The 19,351-nt window shown below is 54.4% G+C and carries 16 protein-coding genes; 9 read left to right on the top strand and 7 right to left on the bottom strand.

The genetic code is table 11. The features are described 5' to 3' along the window. The first annotated feature begins 119 nt into the window (after nt 1-119). Together metC and yghB are read left to right on the top strand one after the other, a co-directional pair. Entirely contained in the window at nt 120-1,307 is a 1,188-nt protein-coding gene (gene metC, locus ACMYSL_RS04245; RefSeq protein WP_434661478.1) for a cystathionine beta-lyase, read from the top strand. 132 nt (nt 1,308-1,439) lie between these two features. Beyond that, a complete protein-coding gene (gene yghB, locus ACMYSL_RS04240; protein ID WP_110273049.1) occupies nt 1,440-2,099 on the top strand; it encodes a DedA family general envelope maintenance protein YghB in 660 nt (219 codons plus the stop codon). Nucleotides 2,100-2,142: 43 nt separating this feature from the next. Here the strand turns inward: yghB and ACMYSL_RS04235 are convergent, their stop codons facing one another. Further along, nucleotides 2,143-3,042 (bottom strand): AraC family transcriptional regulator, encoded by a 900-nt coding sequence (locus ACMYSL_RS04235; protein WP_182234956.1) that lies wholly within the window; start codon nt 3,040-3,042, stop codon nt 2,143-2,145. 196 nt (nt 3,043-3,238) lie between these two features. Here ACMYSL_RS04235 and yqhD point away from each other — a divergent pair, with 196 nt between their 5' ends. The 4 genes from yqhD to ACMYSL_RS04215 all read left to right on the top strand — a co-directional run bounded on the left by yqhD (nt 3,239) and on the right by ACMYSL_RS04215 (nt 6,885). Beyond that, nucleotides 3,239-4,402, top strand: a complete 1,164-nt coding sequence (gene yqhD / locus ACMYSL_RS04230) for an alcohol dehydrogenase (RefSeq protein ID WP_182234957.1) — start codon at nt 3,239-3,241, stop codon at nt 4,400-4,402. Nucleotides 4,403-4,534: 132 nt separating this feature from the next. Further along, nucleotides 4,535-5,362, top strand: a complete 828-nt coding sequence (gene dkgA / locus ACMYSL_RS04225; RefSeq protein ID WP_304253633.1) for a 2,5-didehydrogluconate reductase DkgA — start codon at nt 4,535-4,537, stop codon at nt 5,360-5,362. Nucleotides 5,363-5,470: 108 nt separating this feature from the next. Next, nucleotides 5,471-6,382, top strand: coding sequence for a DUF3828 domain-containing protein (locus ACMYSL_RS04220; protein WP_434661474.1), 912 nt, complete (start codon nt 5,471-5,473; stop codon nt 6,380-6,382). 47 nt (nt 6,383-6,429) lie between these two features. Continuing rightward, nucleotides 6,430-6,885: an HIT family protein gene (locus ACMYSL_RS04215; RefSeq protein WP_182234960.1), complete on the top strand. Its 456-nt coding sequence runs from the start codon at nt 6,430-6,432 to the stop codon at nt 6,883-6,885. Nucleotides 6,886-6,975: 90 nt separating this feature from the next. Here the strand turns inward: ACMYSL_RS04215 and ACMYSL_RS04210 are convergent, their stop codons facing one another. The 6 genes from ACMYSL_RS04210 to ACMYSL_RS04185 all read right to left on the bottom strand — a co-directional run bounded on the left by ACMYSL_RS04210 (nt 6,976) and on the right by ACMYSL_RS04185 (nt 16,410). After that, complete coding sequence (locus ACMYSL_RS04210) at nt 6,976-9,159, bottom strand: YgiQ family radical SAM protein (RefSeq protein ID WP_304253638.1); 2,184 nt, start codon at nt 9,157-9,159, stop codon at nt 6,976-6,978. A 121-nt stretch (nt 9,160-9,280) separates the two neighbouring features. After that, a complete protein-coding gene (ftsP, locus tag ACMYSL_RS04205; RefSeq protein WP_182234962.1) occupies nt 9,281-10,693 on the bottom strand; it encodes a cell division protein FtsP in 1,413 nt (470 codons plus the stop codon). A gap of 84 nt (nt 10,694-10,777) precedes the next feature. Continuing rightward, entirely contained in the window at nt 10,778-11,515 is a 738-nt protein-coding gene (gene plsC / locus ACMYSL_RS04200) for a 1-acylglycerol-3-phosphate O-acyltransferase (protein WP_112213717.1), read from the bottom strand. Nucleotides 11,516-11,834: 319 nt separating this feature from the next. Next, nucleotides 11,835-14,093 carry a DNA topoisomerase IV subunit A gene (gene parC / locus ACMYSL_RS04195; RefSeq protein WP_304253640.1) on the bottom strand — a complete coding sequence of 753 codons (2,259 nt, stop codon included), beginning with the start codon at nt 14,091-14,093 and terminating at the stop codon, nt 11,835-11,837. A 132-nt stretch (nt 14,094-14,225) separates the two neighbouring features. Beyond that, complete coding sequence (locus tag ACMYSL_RS04190) at nt 14,226-15,833, bottom strand: ABC transporter substrate-binding protein (protein WP_434661470.1); 1,608 nt, start codon at nt 15,831-15,833, stop codon at nt 14,226-14,228. 169 nt (nt 15,834-16,002) lie between these two features. Then, nucleotides 16,003-16,410 (bottom strand): YgiW/YdeI family stress tolerance OB fold protein, encoded by a 408-nt coding sequence (locus tag ACMYSL_RS04185; RefSeq protein WP_110273108.1) that lies wholly within the window; start codon nt 16,408-16,410, stop codon nt 16,003-16,005. Between the two features lie 151 nt (nt 16,411-16,561). Between ACMYSL_RS04185 and qseB the strand changes: the two genes are divergently transcribed. The 3 genes from qseB to ACMYSL_RS04170 all read left to right on the top strand — a co-directional run bounded on the left by qseB (nt 16,562) and on the right by ACMYSL_RS04170 (nt 19,255). Next, nucleotides 16,562-17,221, top strand: a complete 660-nt coding sequence (qseB, locus tag ACMYSL_RS04180) for a quorum sensing response regulator transcription factor QseB (protein WP_434661468.1) — start codon at nt 16,562-16,564, stop codon at nt 17,219-17,221. After that, nucleotides 17,218-18,567: a quorum sensing histidine kinase QseC gene (gene qseC, locus ACMYSL_RS04175; protein WP_434661466.1), complete on the top strand. Its 1,350-nt coding sequence runs from the start codon at nt 17,218-17,220 to the stop codon at nt 18,565-18,567. The genes qseB and qseC overlap by 4 nt, the downstream gene beginning before the upstream one ends. 106 nt (nt 18,568-18,673) lie before the next feature. Continuing rightward, a complete protein-coding gene (locus ACMYSL_RS04170) occupies nt 18,674-19,255 on the top strand; it encodes an NAD(P)H-dependent oxidoreductase (RefSeq protein ID WP_110273037.1) in 582 nt (193 codons plus the stop codon). Nucleotides 19,256-19,351: the final 96 nt, after the last annotated feature.

Raw genomic sequence — 19,351 nt, 5'->3', positions numbered from 1 at the left:
AAAAAGTTGCTGGCTCCGGCTTTAGGAAAATTTTTACCTGTATCCGTCGATGCCCGGTACACAAATAAGTATTCATGTTAGTTTAGACGTCCAGACGTATAAAAACAGGTTATCTGAACATGACTGATAAACATCTTGATACTGCGCTGGTCCACGCTGGCCGCCGTCAAAAGTATACTCAGGGCTCGGTAAACAGCGTGATTCAGCGCGCGTCATCGCTGGTTTTCGACACCGTCGAAGCCAAAAAACAGGCCACCCGTAACAGGGCCAAAGGCGAGCTGTTTTACGGTCGTCGCGGCACCCTGACCCACTTTTCCCTGCAAGAAGCGATGTGCGAGCTGGAGGGCGGTGCAGGCTGCGCCCTTTTCCCCTGCGGCGCAGCGGCGGTCGCCAATAGCATCCTGGCCTTTGTCGAGCAGGGCGACCATGTTCTGATGACCAATACTGCCTACGAACCGACCCAAGATTTTTGCACTAAAATCCTCGCCAAACTTGGCGTAAGCACCAGTTGGTTTGACCCATTAATCGGTAGCGATATCGCTCGCCTGGTGCAGCCCAACACCCGAGTGGTATTTCTGGAATCCCCCGGCTCCATCACCATGGAAGTTCATGATGTTCCGGCAATCGTTGCGGCGGTTCGCAGCGTCTCCCCCGAAGCCATCATCATGATCGACAACACCTGGGCGGCGGGCATACTGTTTAAAGCGCTGGATTTCGGCATCGATATTTCCATTCAGGCCGGAACCAAATACCTGATTGGCCATTCCGACGGGATGGTCGGCACTGCGGTATCCAATGAGCGCTGTTGGGCGCAACTGCGCGAAAATGCCTACCTGATGGGGCAAATGCTGGACGCCGATACCGCCTATATGACCAGCCGCGGCCTGCGCACTTTAGGCGTACGCCTGCGTCAGCACCATGAAAGCAGCCTGCACATCGCCGAATGGCTGGCGCAACACCCGCAGGTGGCGCACGTCAATCACCCGGCGTTGCCCGGCAGCAAAGGGCATGAGTTCTGGAAACGCGACTTCACCGGCAGCAGCGGCCTGTTCTCTTTTGTGCTCAATAAACGCCTGACCGACGCCGAGCTTTCCGCCTATCTGGATCACTTCAGCTTGTTCAGCATGGCCTACTCCTGGGGCGGGTTTGAATCACTGATTTTAGCCAACCAGCCGGAGCAAATCGCCGCGATCCGCCCGGATGCTGAAGTCGATTTCAGCGGCACCCTGATTCGCGTTCACATCGGGTTAGAAAATGTTACCGATCTGCTGGATGATTTAGCGGCGGGCTTTGCGCGTATCGTGTAGAGTGACAGTGAGTGGCAACATTAGCGGACGTTTTTAAGAGAAGCAGCCGCTTGAGTTGCGCCCGGGATCAAGGTGCTCGGGCCTCTTCAGGAGTACACTAGTCAAAAAATACGGTACCACTTAGGAAAGTCCATGGTTGTCATTCAAGAAATTGTCGCCGCGCTGTGGCAACATGATTTTGCCGCATTGGCAAACCCCCACGTTGTGGGCGTTGTATATCTGGTCATGTTCGCAACCCTATTTTTAGAAAACGGCCTGCTACCCGCCTCTTTTTTACCGGGCGATAGCCTGCTGCTGCTCGCCGGGGCGCTGATTGCCAAAGGCGTGATGGGCTTTGTGCCGACTCTTGCCATTTTGACAACGGCAGCCAGCCTTGGCTGCTGGCTGAGCTATATTCAGGGTCGCTGGCTGGGTAATACCGTAACGGTTAAACGCTGGCTCGGGCATCTGCCGGATAAATATCATCAGCGGGCAACCTGCATGTTTGATAAACACGGTCTGCTGGCGCTGCTGGCTGGTCGTTTCCTAGCATTCGTACGGACTCTGCTGCCCACCATGGCGGGGATTTCCGGGCTACCAAGCCGCCGCTTCCAGTTCTTTAACTGGCTGAGCGCGCTGCTGTGGGTTGGCGTGGTTACCGGTCTGGGCTACGCGCTGAGCATGATTCCTTTCGTTAAGCGTCATGAAGATCAGGTGATGACCTGCCTGATGATCCTGCCTATTGTGCTGCTGATTGCCGGTCTGCTCGGAACGGTTATCGTGGTTATCAAAAAGAAATACTGCAGCGCCTGATGCCCAATTCAGGGCGGCCTTTTTGCCGCCCTGTAGCCCCTCATTACATCCCCTGAATCGTCCTGATTCGCGCCGCATCTTCCCCCGGCGTAATACCGAAGTAACGCTTAAACTCACGGCTAAACTGCGACGCGCTTTCATATCCTACCCGCATCGCCGCCGCGCTGGCCTTCATGCCGTCGTGGATCATTAGCATGCGCGCTTTGTGCAGACGATAGGTTTTCAGGTATTGCAGCGGGGAGGTGCTGGTGACCGATTTAAAGTTATGGTGGAATGCTGAGACGCTCATATTGGCTTCCGCCGCCAGCTGATCAACGCTCAGGTTCTCGGTGTACTGACTTTCAATATGCTTCAACACGCGGCTAATCAGGCTGAAATGGGTCTGCCGACTCACCAGCGCCAGCAGCGCCCCGCCGCACGGCCCGATCAAGACGTGATAGAGGATTTCGCGGACAATCTGCTTGCCAAGAATACGCGCGTCCAGTGGACGCTCCATCACATCCAGCAGGCGTTCCGCCGCGCACAAAATCTCTTCGGACAGCACCGCCGAGTTGATCCCACTTGATGCCATTGATGGCTGAAACTGCTCATCTTCACCAATATCCATCAGCAGTTCTTGCAACTGAAGAATATCGACATTTAGCCTAATCCCCGCCAGCGGCACTTCCGGAGTGGCGAAGGTTTCGCACTCGAACGGCAGCGGCACCGTCAGCAGCAGATATTCATTGGTGTCATAGCGAAAGGTCCGCTCGTTGATGTAGCCAATTTTATGCCCGGAAAAGAGAAAAACGATCCCCGGCTGGTACATGACCGGCGTACGGGTACCCGGCTGCGTGCCATACAACAGGCGAATATCCGGCAGCAGACTAGTGAGTATTTCTTCTTTATCTTTCAGCTGATTAACTTTATTTGTTAATAGCTGGCATATCTCGGCGCGCTTCATTTATCGTGCTTCTCCGAACGTTTTTTTACCTCAGCATTGTGAGTGTTTTTTGGGGATTTCTCCAGCCCTTAAGAGAAATGGGCAAGACAACGGCAGGAATGTGCATTGAGGGAAACGGGCGACAGGACCACAATGTTCGTCATCTGGCAGAGGTATTGTCTCTGTTGGCGGATTTATCTATTTGAGGGCACCAGCCATGAATAATTTCGACCTACATACCCCAACCCGCATTCTGTTCGGCAAAGGCGCGATTGAAAACCTGCGCGATCAAATCCCGGCGGATGCACGCGTGCTTGTCACCTACGGCGGCGGTAGCGTGAAGAAAACCGGCGTGCTTGATCAGGTTCTGAGCGCGCTAAGCGGCATTGACGTCCTGGAATTTGGCGGCATCGAGCCAAACCCATCCTACGAAACGCTGATGAACGCGGTGAAAATCGCACGTGATGAAAAGATCACTTTCCTGCTGGCGGTCGGCGGCGGTTCCGTTCTCGACGGTACCAAATTCATCGCCGCGGCGGCGCACTATGATACCAGTATCGATCCGTGGGAAATCCTCGAAACCTACGGTAGCAAAGTTGCCAGCGCCATCCCGATGGGCTCTGTGCTGACGCTGCCAGCGACCGGTTCCGAATCCAATAAAGGCGCGGTGATTTCACGTAAAACCACTGGTGACAAACGCGCGTTTATGTCTTCTCACGTTCAGCCGGTATTCGCCATCCTTGACCCGGTTTACACCTACACTCTGCCGCCGCGCCAGGTTGCTAACGGCGTGGTTGACGCATTTGTCCATACCGTTGAGCAGTACGTGACTTACCCGGTTGATGGCAAAATTCAGGACCGTTTCGCCGAAGGCATTCTGCTGACGCTGGTGGAAGATGGCCCGAAAGCACTGAAAGAGCCGGAAAACTACGACGTTCGCGCCAATATTATGTGGGCCGCAACCCAGGCGCTGAACGGCCTGATTGGCGCAGGTGTGCCGCAGGACTGGGCAACCCATATGCTGGGCCATGAACTGACCGCAATGCACGGGCTTGATCATGCACAGACGCTGGCTATCGTCCTGCCCGCCCTGTGGAATGAAAAACGCGACGCTAAACGCGCCAAACTGCTGCAGTACGCCTCGCGCGTCTGGAACATCACCGAAGGTTCAGAAGACCAGCGTATCGATGCCGCTATTGCTGCGACGCGTGATTTCTTCGAACAAATGGGCGTTCCGACTCGCCTTTCTGCCTACGGTCTGGATGGCAGTTCTATCCCGGCGCTGCTGGCGAAACTCGAAGAGCACGGTATGACTCAACTGGGTGAAAACCAGGATATTACTCTGGACGTCAGCCGCCGTATTTACGAGGCCGCACGCTAATAAACATCCTCTCTGACGCGTAAACTCACGCAAAGGAGAGGAGTTTAACTACCGTTTTTAGCTATTTCGTCCAGACTTAATGCTACCCCTCGGCGGAATTTATTCCGCCGAGTTCATTAACAGGAGGAAGGCATGACACATCCAACCGTTATAAAACTACACGACGGCAACCTGATGCCCCAGCTGGGGCTCGGCGTGTGGAAAGCAGGCAACGAGGAAGTCGTCTCCGCCATTCACAAGGCGCTGGAAGTCGGTTATCGCTCGTTTGACACCGCCGCCGTGTACCAGAATGAAACCGGCGTCGGTAATGCGCTGAGCAGCGCAGGCGTCGCCCGTGATGAGCTGTTTGTCACCACAAAGTTATGGAATGACGATCAAAAACAGCCCCATGAAGCGCTCCAGGAAAGTCTTAAAAAACTCCAGCTCGACTACGTCGATTTATATTTAATTCACTGGCCGGTTCCGGCAACCAACCATTACGTGGACGCCTGGAAAAGCTTAATTGAGCTTCAGCAGCAGGGGCTGGCGAAAAGCATCGGCGTCTGTAATTTCCAGATTCATCATCTACAAAAGCTAATTGATGAAACTGGCGTCGCCCCGGTAATTAACCAGATTGAACTTCACCCTTTGTTGCAACAGCGCCAGCTTCACGCCTGGAACGCCACGCATAAAATCCAGACCGAGTCCTGGAGCCCACTGGCCCAGGGGGGCGAAGGCGTATTCAATCAGAAAATCATCCATCAACTGGCGGATAAATACGGCAAGACACCGGCACAAATCGTTATTCGCTGGCACCTGGATAGTGGCCTGGTAGTGATCCCGAAATCCGTGACACCATCGCGCATCGCCGAGAACTTTAACGTCTGGGACTTCCGTCTCGACAAAGATGAATTAAGTGAAATCACCAAACTGGATCAGAATAAACGTCTGGGTCCAGACCCGGATCAGTTCGGCGGTTAATCCTTCCCTCAAGCCCGGTTTCTTCCGGGCTTTTCAGAAATTATTCATTCCCCATCTCCAGCGCCATTGTTAACCTCTCTGATAGCCTTTTACCTCAGGAACATTAACGTGAAATTCCACCCCAAATGGCTATTGTTCAGCGTACTGTGGTGTTTATGCAGTCCTGAGGCATTCGCTGAAGAGACACCGGAAGAGACCGTCAGGCAAATTTATCAACGCTACAGCAACGGCTCTAATCCCATCATTTTCGACGATTTAAGCGACAAATCGATTATCTCTGCGCGGATGAAACAGGCTCTCGCACTGGATAATCGTTTTACTCTTCCCGGCGACAGCGGCTGGTTGAATGCCGATCCTGTCTGCGACTGTCAGGATTACGAAAACCTGGTGCTGGAAGATGTCACCATTGGCCAGTCAGATGCGACCCACGCCGATGCTGTCGTGCGCTTTCGCCCATTTCAGGAAAGCGAAGAGATAGTCACGCTGAAGCTAAAACTGATAGCAGAAAACAAGCGCTGGCTGATTGATGATGTGATTAACGAATCCGGTAGCCTCTATCAGGGGCTGGAGGGTAATAATCTAAAAACCCTTGCCGTACTAAAATCGCTACAAAAAAAACAGCCCCAGGAATTTATCCATGAACTGCTTTCCCGCATGGGAGAATCAACATGGTCGTGGACCGGCGTAGTTTCGGCAGAATTCAGGCAAACCGTAACGGAATATCAACTGACCCGTTTCTCTTTTGCCGATGATGACTATCTCGCTTTGCTTGAAGCCGAGCCAATATGTGATTGTGAAATCACTCAATTCAAAAAAATCGACAGCATCACGGCGATAGAAAACAAAGGCGACACCGCCCGAATACGCGCCCATTTGTCGTTCACCAAAGGTCCAGGAAAAGTGCAGGACTTTCTTCTCCACCTTTACCACGACCAATGGGTTATTGATGATTTTATTTCGTCAGAACACGGCAGTTTACTTCAGCGGATGCGAGAGGCTATTCGCCGGAATAAACAATGATGGCTGACAGCACCTCAATAAAAACCAAATAAACCAGGAGTCCAACCATGAGCTGTATTTTCTGCCAAATTGTCGAAGGTAAGGCCCCGTGCCATAAGGTGTGGGAAGATGAACACCACCTCGCCTTTCTCTCTATTTTCCCTAATACCGACGGTTTTACGGTCGTGATCCCGAAGAAGCATTACCCCAGCTACGCTTTTGATATGCCGCCGCAGGCACTGGCCGATTTAGTACTGGCAACCCAGAAAGTGGCAAAGCTTCTGGATAAGACCTTCGATGACGTGAGCCGTAGCGGAATGTTTTTTGAAGGCTTCGGCGTGGATCATGTCCACAGTAAGCTCAGCCCGATGCACGGCACCGGCGATATGGCCCACTGGCAGCCGATCGAATCCCGCCTGGCGAAGTTTTTTGACCAGTATGAAGGCTATCTCTCTTCACATGATCATGAACGAGCGGACGATGAGAAGCTGGCGGCGCTGGCGGCCAGAATCAGAAAAGCGTAAACACAGAATTGGCTTTGCTGTTTAGCAAAGCCGTCCGTACTCCAGGACCATCAGGCCCGGTAAGCAAATCATACCGGGCATAATACAGAATTAACGACTGACGACCTTACCGCGTTTGGCTGGTTTCTTCGCCGTCGCCCCGCCATTCGAACGCTGATGCACAATTGGCGTATGCTTGGTCAGCGCCGGACGGGTGTTGCGGTTCTGGCGGCGCGCTTCACGCATTTCATCCAGCGTCGGTGCCGGAACCAGACAATCACGACGACTGCCAATCAGGTGCTTTTTACCCATGGTTTCCAGCGCCTGGCGGATCAGCGGCCAGTTAGCAGGATCGTGGTAGCGCAGCAGGGCCTTATGCAGACGACGCTGTTTGTCACCCTTCGGTACCACCACGTCTTCACTCTTATAGCCAATCTTGCCCAGCGGGTTCTTGCCGGTGTAATACATGGTGGTGGAGTTTGCCAACGGCGACGGATAGAAGTTCTGCACCTGATCCAGACGAAAACGATGCTGCTTCAGCCACAGCGCCAAGTTCACCATATCTTCATCACGCGTACCAGGGTGTGCAGAGATAAAGTACGGAATCAGATACTGCTCTTTGCCGGCCTGCTTCGAATAGGTATCAAACAGCTCTTTAAAGCGGTCGTAGCTACCCATACCCGGCTTCATCATCTTCGACAGCGGCCCTTCTTCAGTGTGTTCCGGAGCAATCTTCAGATAGCCGCCAACGTGGTGGGTCGCCAGCTCTTTGATATAACGCGGGTCTTCAACGGCGATGTCATAACGCACGCCGGAAGCGATAAGGATCTTTTTGATGCCCTTAAGGTCACGAGCGCGGCGATAAAGATTGATTGTCGGCTCATGGTTGGTGTCCATATGCGGACAGATATCCGGATACACACAGGACAGGCGGCGACAGGTCTGCTCCGCGCGCGGTGACTTACAGCGCAGCATATACATGTTGGCCGTCGGGCCGCCAAGATCGGAGATAATACCGGTAAAACCGGGAACCGTGTCGCGAATAGCTTCGATTTCATTAATGATCGAATCTTCAGAACGGCTCTGAATAATGCGCCCTTCGTGCTCGGTAATGGAGCAGAATGAACAGCCGCCAAAGCAGCCGCGCATAATGTTAATCGAGAAGCGGATCATCTCGTAGGCCGGGATGCGCGCATCGCCGTAGGCCGGGTGCGGAATACGTTTGTACGGCAGCGCAAACACGCTATCCATCTCTTCGGTAGACAGCGGAATAGCCGGTGGGTTAACCCAAATGTAGCGCTCACCGTGTTTTTGCATCAGCGCGCGGGCGCAGCCAGGGTTGGTTTCATGGTGCAGAATACGCGAGGCGTGGGCATAGAGAATTTTGTCGCCTTTGACTTTCTCAAAGGACGGGAGCAGCACGTAGGTTTTTTCCCACGGCTTAGGACGCGGCGGCTGTACGGTGACGCGTTTGGCTTCTTGCTTCGGCGGCGCAACGGTTTTGTTATCCGCGCACGGCAGGTCTTCACCATACGGATGCGGGATCGGGTCGATTTTGCCCGGCGTATCCAGACGGGTGGAATCCACCCCGCTCCAGCCCGGCAGCGCTTCTTTCACCATGATGGCGGTATTACGCACGTCGCGGATATGTCCGATAGGCTCACCAGCAGCCAGACGGTGCGCCACTTCCACCAGCGGACGTTCGCCGTTGCCGAACATCAGCATGTCGGCTTTAGAATCGACCAGCACCGAGCGGCGCACGGTATCAGACCAGTAATCGTAATGCGCGGTACGGCGCAGGCTGGCTTCGATGCCGCCAAGGATCACCGGCACATCTTTCCAAGCCTCTTTGCAGCGCTGGGTGTAGACCAGCGTGGCGCGGTCCGGGCGTTTGCCCGCCACGTTACCCGCCGTGTAGGCATCGTCATGACGCAGCTTGCGGTCTGCGGTATAACGGTTAATCATCGAGTCCATGTTGCCAGCGGTTACGCCAAAGAACAGGTTCGGTTTGCCCAGACGCATAAAGTCATCTTTATTGTTCCACTCCGGCTGGGAAATAATCCCCACGCGGAAACCCTGTGCTTCCAGCATACGGCCACAAATCGCCATCCCGAAGCTCGGGTGATCGACATAAGCATCGCCGGTCACGAGGATGATGTCGCAGCTATCCCAGCCAAGTTGGTCCATCTCTTCTCGCGACATCGGCAGAAACGGCGCAGGGCCAAAGCAGGCGGCCCAGTACTGCGGCCAGGAGAAAAGGTCACGATCCGGTTGGATCAGGGATATTGCGCTCATATTGCTTCCGGGGAAAATGATAAAAAAATAATCAAAAGGGCGGCGATTATAAGCCGGAACGATGGGAGAAATGAAGGAGGTTTTTCTGGTCCCAGCAGGGATCCTGCCGGGACAATGTAAATTACGGTGCTGGATTCACCAGCATCTGGCCAATTGAGCCACGGTCAGCAAGCTCCAGCGTCTGGCTTAAGTACTGGAACGGGAAATGCGGCCAGGAAGGCTGGGCGTAGTACACCAGCAGCTCCACTTGTCCATCGACCCAGACGGTATCTTTCCAGCCACGGTCTTCCGGGAAAGGCGCGGAGCCGTTGACGTTACGCACCTGGAACATCACCCCTTCAATATGGAAGGATTGCGGTCGGTCGGCACGCACCGTCCAGCGCTCCCAGGTTCCCTGCTGAGCAGTAATGTCGATACGCTGCGGATCCCACAGCTGGCCGTTAATGCCCGGATCGTCGCCCAGGCTAATGTCCCGGCTGCGAATCGGCGCACCGGTCAGGATTTCCGTCGGTAGCAAACGCACCGGCAAACTATCGGTCACCAGCGGCAGCAGACCTGTCGGGCGCAGGGTCAGGATAAGTGTAGAAATCAGGATACTCGACGGCTCGAAGAAGCCGCGAATACGATCGACGATGCTTGCCGCTTCACCACAGGTAATCGACACTTCATCGCCGTTGGTCATATCGACCAGAATTTCTCGCCGCTCGCCGGGAGCCAGCGACAGCTGCTTGAGCGAAACCGGTGCGGGGAGCAGCCCCTGATCGCCAGAGATAACGTGCAGCAAACGGCCGTCGCTCATCTGTAGCTGATAACGGCGAGAGTTGGAAGCATTCAGCAAGCGCAGTCGTACCCAGCCGCGCGATACCTCAACGAATGGACCTTGCACGCCGTTTACCAACAGCGTATCGCCGACAAAGCCGCCGCTGCCGGGTTCGCTGTATTCCGGCGTACCAAAGTTATCCAGACGCTTGTCCTGGATAATCACCGGGAAATCATCAACGCCATAGTGATTAGGGATCGGCAGGTTTTTACTGACGTCATCTTCCACCAGCCACATCCCGGCGAGGCCGTTGTAGACCTGTTTCGCCATATGATTTGGTGTGTTGGCTTGATACCACAACGTCGCCGCGCTTTGACGAATTGGCAGCACCGGAGCCCAGTCAGCGTTGGCTGACATCATGCGCGCCGCGCCACCGATTAGCGGCCCAGGAACCTGCAGGCCACGGATCGTCATCGCGACGTTTTCCGTTAACCGGTTGCTGTAAATCAGCTTCACGTCGTCGCCATTCCAGACGCGAATGGTCGGCCCCATATAGCGACCGTTGATGCCCCATACCGACGCACGGGTGCCGGGTGTGAACGACCAGTGCGCACGTTGGAGAGTCAAAAACAGCGGCTGACCGCGCCGGGACTCCAGCAGCGGAGGGATCGGCAACGCAGGCTGCTGGCCAGCGGCCTGTGCCTTCAGTGGCGCAGCGCCTGCGCACAGCGCAACGCCTGAAGCCTTAATAAACTGACGCCGACTGAGTGACATATTAACTCCGTGAGATACTGACTAATCAATAAGGGAATTCGTTTCCCGCCAGCAATACGCCTGCTATTTGCGGCGTTTCCTGTGTTATTTCTTTCCTGCTGCTTCGCGCTCAGCAACTTCTTTGTCCAGCTCGGCAATTTTGGCGGCCATCAGCTCGCGACAATGCGTCGCCAGCGCGCGAACGCCATCTTTCCCATACTGGCTGGTATCAACCGGCGGCAGCATTTCTACAATCACCAGACCATTGTTCAGGCGATTGAGGTTAATCTTATTCGATGTATTGGACACGCACACTGGAATAATCGGCACGCCAGCGGCAATCGCCGCATGAAAGGCACCGGTTTTAAAAGGCAGCAGGCCACGACCACGGCTGCGCGTCCCTTCCGGGAACATCCAGAAAGAGACGTTACGTTCTTTAAACGCGTTCACGACTTCCGCAATGGTGCCGTGCGCTTTTGCCCGGTTGTTACGGTCAATCAGCAGATTCCCCGTCAACCAGTAGAGCTGACCGAAAAACGGGATCCACGCCAGGCTCTTTTTACCCACGGTTACCGTCGGCGGCTGCACGATTTTCGATGCCGTCACCATATCATAATTGTTCTGGTGGTTAGCGATATAGATGGCCTTGCCGTAGCTTTCCGCATCCGCAGGCTTGCGCAGCTCTACCTTCAGGCCGAACACCGGCGATAGCTTGCCAAACAGATGGCCGAAGGTCGCAACATGTTTAGGATTACGCGGACTGAACAGACAGTAAATACAGCCGAATATGGAGACCAGAAGACAATAGATGACAACGATAATTAGTCGAAAAATAAATAGCATAGCTACCTCTAAAACCCAAACCGCTTAGAATTATACACATCATCCTTCAAACTGCCTCTTTGTTGGCGACGCTCGGAAACCCCAGTCACATAGCTGTCTATGCTCCAGGGATTTCCTCACTTGCCGCCTCGATGCATCCTGAATGATTTTGTGTATGACTCGCTGTTTCGCAGATTGCAGGCACCGGAAATCATGGCAAAGCGCATTGAGCATCTTGAATGATTTTGTGGATATTGTTAATCGCAATGCCTGAATAAACAACGATTTTGCGGCAAATATTCGCCTTCCTCACTTAACCGCGAGGAAGGCTCACTTTACTCTACTCTTCACTGTCGCCTGTTGAAGGGCGACGCGGTGAATCGATGTCCACCCGGTCAATTTTCTGCAGTCCGCGCATCAGAGAACCGCGACGACCGCGCTCGCCGGTAACTTTCTGCAGTTCTTCCGGACGCAGTTTAATTTTCCGCTTACCGACATGAATAGTCAGCGTACTTTGCGGCGGCAGAACAAACAGATGCGCCAGGCTATCCTGACCGGAAGCCGCTTCTGCCGACGGAATATTGATAATCTTGTTACCTTTACCTTTCGACAACTGCGGCAAATCGCTGACCGGGAACATCAGCATACGCCCGGCAGCAGTGATGGCCAGCAGCATATCGGATTCATCCTCAATAACCAGCGGCGGCATCACGTGCGCGTTATCCGGAAGGCTAATCAACGTCTTACCGGCGCGGTTGCGAGCAACCAGGTCGTTAAAGGTACAAATGAAGCCGTAGCCTGCATCGGAAGCCATCAGCAGCTTCTGCTCGTCGGACTCCATCAGCATATGTTCAACCGTCGCGCCCGGCGGCAGCGTCAGCTTGCCGGTGAGCGGCTCGCCCTGACCACGGGCGGACGGCAAGGTGATCGGGTCAACCGCATAGCTACGCCCGGTAGTATCAATAAACACCACTGGTTGATTACTTTTGCCTTTCACGGCCGATTTGAAGCTATCACCGGCTTTATAGTTCAGCCCCGGCGCGTCGATATCATGACCTTTGGCGCTACGCACCCAACCGCTCTGCGACAGCACGATAGTCACAGGCTCTGACGGCAGCATGTCGTGCTCGCTCATCGCCTTCGCTTCTTCACGCTCGCGCAGCGGCGAGCGACGCTCGTCACCAAAGGCGTCGGCATCAGCCTGCAGCTCTTTCTTCAGCAGGTTATTCATCTTACGTTCAGAGGCCAGAATAGACTGCAAGTGGTCGCGTTCTTTTTCCAGCTCGTTCTGCTCACCGCGAATCTTCATCTCTTCCAGCTTGGCGAGATGGCGCAGTTTTAACTCCAGAATCGCTTCCGCCTGGGTTTCGCTAATGCCGAAACGCGACATCAGGGCCGGCTTCGGTTCATCTTCGTGGCGGATAATTTCGATAACTTCATCGATATTGAGGAACGCTACCAGCAAACCTTCAAGGATATGCAGGCGCTTGAGGACTTTCTCCAGACGGTAGCTCAGACGACGACGTACGGTATCGCGACGGAAGGTCAGCCATTCAGAGAGGATTTCCAGCAGGTTTTTCACCGCCGGGCGGTTATCCAGACCTATCATATTCAGGTTGATACGATAGCTCTTTTCCAGATCGGTCGTCGCGAACAGGTGGTTCATCACCTGCTCCATATCAACGCGGTTGGAACGCGGGACGATCACCAGACGGGTCGGGTTTTCGTGATCCGATTCGTCGCGCAGGTCATCGACCATCGGCAGCTTCTTATTACGCATCTGGGCGGCGATTTGCTCCAGCACTTTTGCGCCAGAGACCTGGTGCGGCAGGGCGTTAATCACCACCGCGCCGTCCTCTTTGGTCCACACCGCACGCATGCGCACGGAGCCACGGCCGTTCTGGTAGATTTTGCGGATCTCGGCACGCGGAGTAATGATTTCCGCTTCCGTCGGGTAATCCGGCCCCTGCACGATATCCAGCAGCTCATCCAGCGAAGTCTGTGGTTTTTCAATCAGGGTGATCGCCGCCCTGGCCACTTCGCGCAGGTTATGCGGCGGAATATCCGTCGCCATCCCGACGGCAATGCCGGTAGTGCCGTTCAGTAGAATGTTTGGCAGACGCGCAGGCAGCATTTTCGGCTCCTGCATGGTGCCGTCGAAGTTTGGAACCCAGTCGACGGTGCCCTGCCCCAGTTCGCTCAGCAGCAGCTCAGCATACTTCGACAAACGGGACTCGGTATAACGCATCGCGGCGAAGGATTTCGGATCGTCCGGCGCGCCCCAGTTCCCTTGACCGTCTACCAGCGGGTAGCGGTAAGAGAACGGCTGAGCCATCAGCACCATCGCTTCATAGCATGCGCTATCGCCGTGCGGGTGATATTTACCCAACACGTCGCCGACGGTACGGGCGGACTTTTTGAACTTCGCGCTAGCGTTCAGCCCCAGTTCAGACATCGCATAGACGATGCGACGCTGGACCGGCTTCAGGCCATCGCCAATAAACGGCAGCGCCCTGTCCATGATGACGTACATGGAATAGTTCAGGTAGGCGTTTTCCGTAAATTCATGTAGCGCAAGGCGCTCTGCCATATCGCTCATTAATCGTAATTCCTCAACTAAAAGCCAACCATCTAAGGGGCAATATTGCCGCAGATAGTACCTTATCTGGCGCGTCGAGTCACAAGAGTTCGATAGTTTACCGCCGCCGAAAAACACCTGACGGCGGTAAAATCAGTACGCTTTGATGTACAGCTCTTTGCTGTAAACGTAATCCTGCGGATTATGTAATGGGAAACCACCAACATATGGTTTTAGCAGTTTAATCATCGGCTGATAGTAGATAGGGATCAACGGTGCCTGCTGGTTGATGATCATTTCCGCTTGCTGATAAAGCGCATTGCGTTTTTGTGCATCAGCAGTCTTCGCCGCCTGCTCCAGTAGCGCGTCGTACTGCGCATTCTGCCAGTGTCCGACGTTGTCCTCGCTGGTGCTGGTTAAGGTATTGAGAAACGTCGACGCTTCATTCCAGGTCGCATCCCACGACTGGCGCGACAGCATAAAGTCTCCTGCGCGGCGGGCATCGAGGTAGGTTTTCCACTCCATCGAACGCAGCTTCACATCCGCGCCCAGCCACTTTTTCCATTCTGAAGAGAGCGCAATGGCGGTTTTTTCGTGTAAATCGTATTTGTTATAAAACAGCTCAAAACGCAGCGGGTGCGCAGCGTCATAACCCGCTTGCTTGAGCAGCGCCTGGGCCGTTACGGCTCGTTCGTTCATCGGCTGCTGCAGCTCTGCCAGAACCGGCGCATTAAACCCATCGACCTGTGGTGGCGTTAAGGTGGTTGCTGGCGTGCGTAATCCCAGGACTTTTTGCGCAATTAGCGCACGATCGACCGTCAGATAGAGCGCCCGACGCACGCGTACATCGTCAAACGGCGCTTTGCGAGTATTGAAGTTGTAGTACTCGCTATTGAGCCGTGGAATGATTTGCAGCTCGCCGGGCCGCTCCTTCTGAATGGCCGGGATCTGCTGGGCGGGAACCCAGGTTAAATCGACTTCTCCAGCGCGATAACGGTTGTAGCCGGTGACGGCGTTATCCAGGGCCAGATAATCTACCTGCTGCAATACGGTATGCTGCGCATCCCAATAATGCGGATTTTTACGGGCCACAATTTTTTCATTTACTACCCATTTATCCAGCACAAACGCGCCGTTATAAACCATGTGCTCTGGCTTACTCCAGGCATCACCATATTTTTTAATCACGTGTTGTGGAACGGGAAATAGCGTCGGCCAGGCCAGCATCGTCGTAAACCAGGGCACCGGCTGCGTGAGGGTCACCTCCAGCGTGGTGTCGTCAATCGCCCGAACGCCTAACGCACTGACATCAGCTTTACCTGCCATGATTTGCGTCGCATTTTCAATATGCGCTTGTGCTAAATATCCGGCAAAAGGGCTGGCGGTTTGCGGTGCCACGGCGCGCTGCCACCCGGCGACAAAATCGCCAGCGGTCAACGGCTGCCCATCGGACCATTTGAGATCTTTGCGTAGGTGAAACACATAGCGTTTACCGTCATCAGACACTTGCCAGCTTTGCGCCTGCCCGGGCTGGACGCGGCCATCGCTATCCATCCACACCAGCCCCTCGAACAGATCGATCACAATCTGCGCTGCTGTATTCTCTTCAACTTTTTGCGGGTCAAGCGTGCCGGGATCGCTATGATTGTTGTAACGAAAAACCTGCTTTGCGGCGAGAGATGTATTGGCGGGAACGTCTGCGGCGTACAGAGGAGAAACGCCTACCAGGCTGACCAGCCATAATAATGCATGAGATTTCATGGTATTCCTTACCAGACCAATAATTAGCGCAAACACAATACGCTTACCCCTGCGATGCTCATACACATCGAATGCGATAATGCTCACTGTGGCACAAATTATTCTGCCCTTCTCTCATGCCTGATTATAGCCCTGAGCCATCTGATACGATTGGCTCAGGGAACGGGCTTTACGGCGTGACTTTACGAATCTGCTTCACGTCGATTTCTACCGAGTTCCAGTCTTTATCGACTTCGCCCTGAATCTCTACCGTATCCTGCGGAGTCACGGTCACGCCATTCCAGCGTTTATGGTCGATATCCACATTGACGGTGCCGGAGCTGTCCTGAAATTTATACAGGTCGTCGGAAATACGCTCGACGATTTTACCGCGCAGGGTCACCCAGGTGTCATCACGCAGAGATTTGGCATTAGCCACCGTCGTTACGCTACCGTTCGGGCCGATAAACCCACCGTTTTGCGTGGTCGTCTGGCTGGTTTGCGTGGAGCCTGGGCCGGAAAAGCCCCCCTGTTCAGCAGCCAGAACTGGCATAGAAACTAAGGCGATAATAGCGGTCATTGCGGCGAACTTTTTCATCATGTTTTCTCCCTTTGTGTTTATACCGTCACTATTACACAAGGCAAAACTTAACAACTTCTTAAGCGGAAAAAAGAAATTTTATTGCTGTACAGCGCGCGTGACAACGCGCTTTACTGCTTTCATCTCAGTGGGCCACAGGAGCAGGCTAATGCGCATTTTAGTGGTGGAAGACGACAAACTGATTGGCGACGGCATTAAAGTCGGGCTGACAAAAATGGGCTTCAGCATTGACTGGTTTACCCGCGGTGAAGAGGGGAAAGCCGCGCTGTACAACGCCCCTTATGACGCCATTATTCTGGACCTGACGCTTCCCGGCATCGACGGCCTGGATATCCTGCGCGAATGGCGCGACAAAGGCCGCCATGAACCGGTACTGATCCTCACCGCCCGCGACGCGCTCAGCCAGCGGGTCGAAGGCTTACGGCTCGGTGCCGATGACTATCTTTGCAAACCTTTTGCGTTAATTGAAGTCGCTGCGCGTCTCGAAGCGCTGATACGCCGCGCCCACGGCCAAAGCAGCAGCGAACTGCGACATGGCAACGTCGTCCTCGACCCAACCCGACTCACCACCACGCTGAATGGCGAAAATCTACCGCTCAAGCCGAAAGAGTTCGCTTTACTGGAACTGTTAATGCGTAACACCGGGCGCGTCCTACCACGCAAACTTATCGAGGAAAAACTCTATAACTGGGATGACGACGTCTCAAGCAATGCGGTAGAAGTGCACGTTCATCATCTACGCCGCAAGCTCGGCAGCGAATTTATCCGCACCGTCCACGGTATCGGCTATACCCTGGGTGATGTATGAAACGACTGGGCCGATTGAGTTTGCGCGTCCGTCTGACGCTCCTTTTTCTACTGCTGACCAGCGCCGCATGGGGAATTGCCAGTTTTATCGCCTGGCAACAAACCACCGATAAGCTGGATAAGCTGTTCGATACCCAGCAGCTCCTGTTCGCCCGCCGTCTTAGCGCGATGAATTTCGACGAGCTCCATACTCTCACTCCTCAGGTGCGGGCAAAAAAGAAAGTTAAGCATGGGCATCTCGACGACGATGCGCTGGCTTTCGCTATCTTTACTACCGACGGCAAGATGGTGCTCAACGATGGTGAAAACGGCCAGGATATCCCCTGGGGCATGAATCGTGAGGGATTCAGCGACGGCTATTTACGTAACGATGACGATGAGTGGCGCTTCCTGTGGCTCACCACCCGCGACGGTCGCCATCGCATCGTCGTCGGCCAGGAGTGGGATTATCGCCGTGAGATGGCGCTGGATATCGTTACCTCTCAGCTTACGCCCTGGCTGGTTGCGCTACCGCTGATGTTCCTGCTGCTGATTGCGCTGCTGAGCCGCGAGCTGGCCCCGCTAAAAAAATTGGCCAACACGCTACGTGCCCGCGCGCCGGACTCCGCCGAAACGCTCAATACCGATCATGTTCCCAGTGAAGTTCGCCCACTGGTCGACGCGCTGAATCAGCTCTTTATCCGCACGCATGACACCCTGACTCGTGAGCGGCGCTTCACCTCCGATGCCGCCCACGAACTGCGCAGCCCGCTGGCGGCGCTGAAGGTCCAGACCGAAGTCGCTCAGCTCTCTATGGACGATGCTCAGGGTATGGATAAAGCGCTGACGCAGCTTCATCAGGGTATTGACCGCGCAACCCGGCTGGTCGATCAGCTCCTGACCTTATCACGCCTGGATTCGCTGGCGCAGCTTGATGATGTCCAGACGCTCGCTATTGATGAACTGCTTCAATCGGCGGTTATGGAGATGTACCACAGCGCGCAGCAGGCCGGTATTGAGTTGCGTCTGCATCTGAACGCCACCAACATCATGCGAACCGGCCAGCCGCTGTTACTGAGCCTGCTGGTGCGTAATCTTCTGGACAACGCCGTGCGCTATAGCCCCGCTGGCAGCCAGGTCGATATCACGCTGAATGCACGTGAATTTTGCGTACGCGACAACGGCCCCGGCATCAGCGCCGAAGCGCTGGCGCGTATTGGCGAGCGCTTTTATCGCCCTCCCGGTCAGGACCAACCCGGTAGCGGTCTGGGGTTGTCTATTGTCCAACGCATCGCCGCGCTGCACAGCATGACGGCCAGTTTTGCTAACGCCCGAGGCGGCGGCTTCGAGGCACGCGTTAGCTGGTAGCGGTATTATTGCTAAAAAAGCAAAAGACTTTGCACATTTTGCTCATTTTACCGCTCCGCCCTGCGGGGTAAAATCAGCGACAAAATTGCAATCTTGAGGATAAAAAATGAGCAACATTCTGATTATCAACGGCGCGAAAAAATTCGCCCACTCTAACGGCCAACTGAATGACACCCTGACCGAGGTCGCGGATGGTTTTCTGCGCGACGCCGGGCATGATGTTAAGGTCGTCCGCGCCGAGAGCGAATACGATATTAAAGAAGAAGTGCAGAATTTTCTCTGGGCCGATGTGGTTATCTGGCAGATGCCTGGCTGGTGGATGGGCGCGCCGTGGACGGTGAAAAAGTACATCGACGACGTGTTTACCGAAGGCCATGGCGCCCTGTACGCCAGCGATGGTCGTACCCGCTCCGATGCCAGCAAGAAATACGGTTCCGGCGGCCTGATTCAGGGCAAAAAGTACATGTTATCCCTGACCTGGAACGCGCCAATGGACGCCTTCACCGATGAAGATCAGTTCTTCCACGGCGTCGGCGTCGACGGCGTTTATCTGCCGTTCCACAAAGCTAACCAGTTCCTTGGGATGAGCGCCCTGCCGACCTTCATCGCCAACGATGTGATCAAAATGCCTGATGTTCCGCGTTATACCGCAGAATATCGCAAGCATCTGGCAGAAATTTTTGGTTAACTAGACGCTTACGTTCTAAGTCATTCGGCTTGCTGAGCAGTCAAAAATCGGCGACCCGAAGTATGATGAGAATACACACAGAAGGAGTTGAGTTAA

This window comes from Klebsiella sp. MISC125 (assembly GCF_051131775.1).
GTDB lineage: Bacteria > Pseudomonadota > Gammaproteobacteria > Enterobacterales > Enterobacteriaceae > Klebsiella.
The sequence above is the reverse complement of the archived record's forward strand: the minus strand, read 5'-3'. Positions and strand labels throughout refer to the sequence as shown.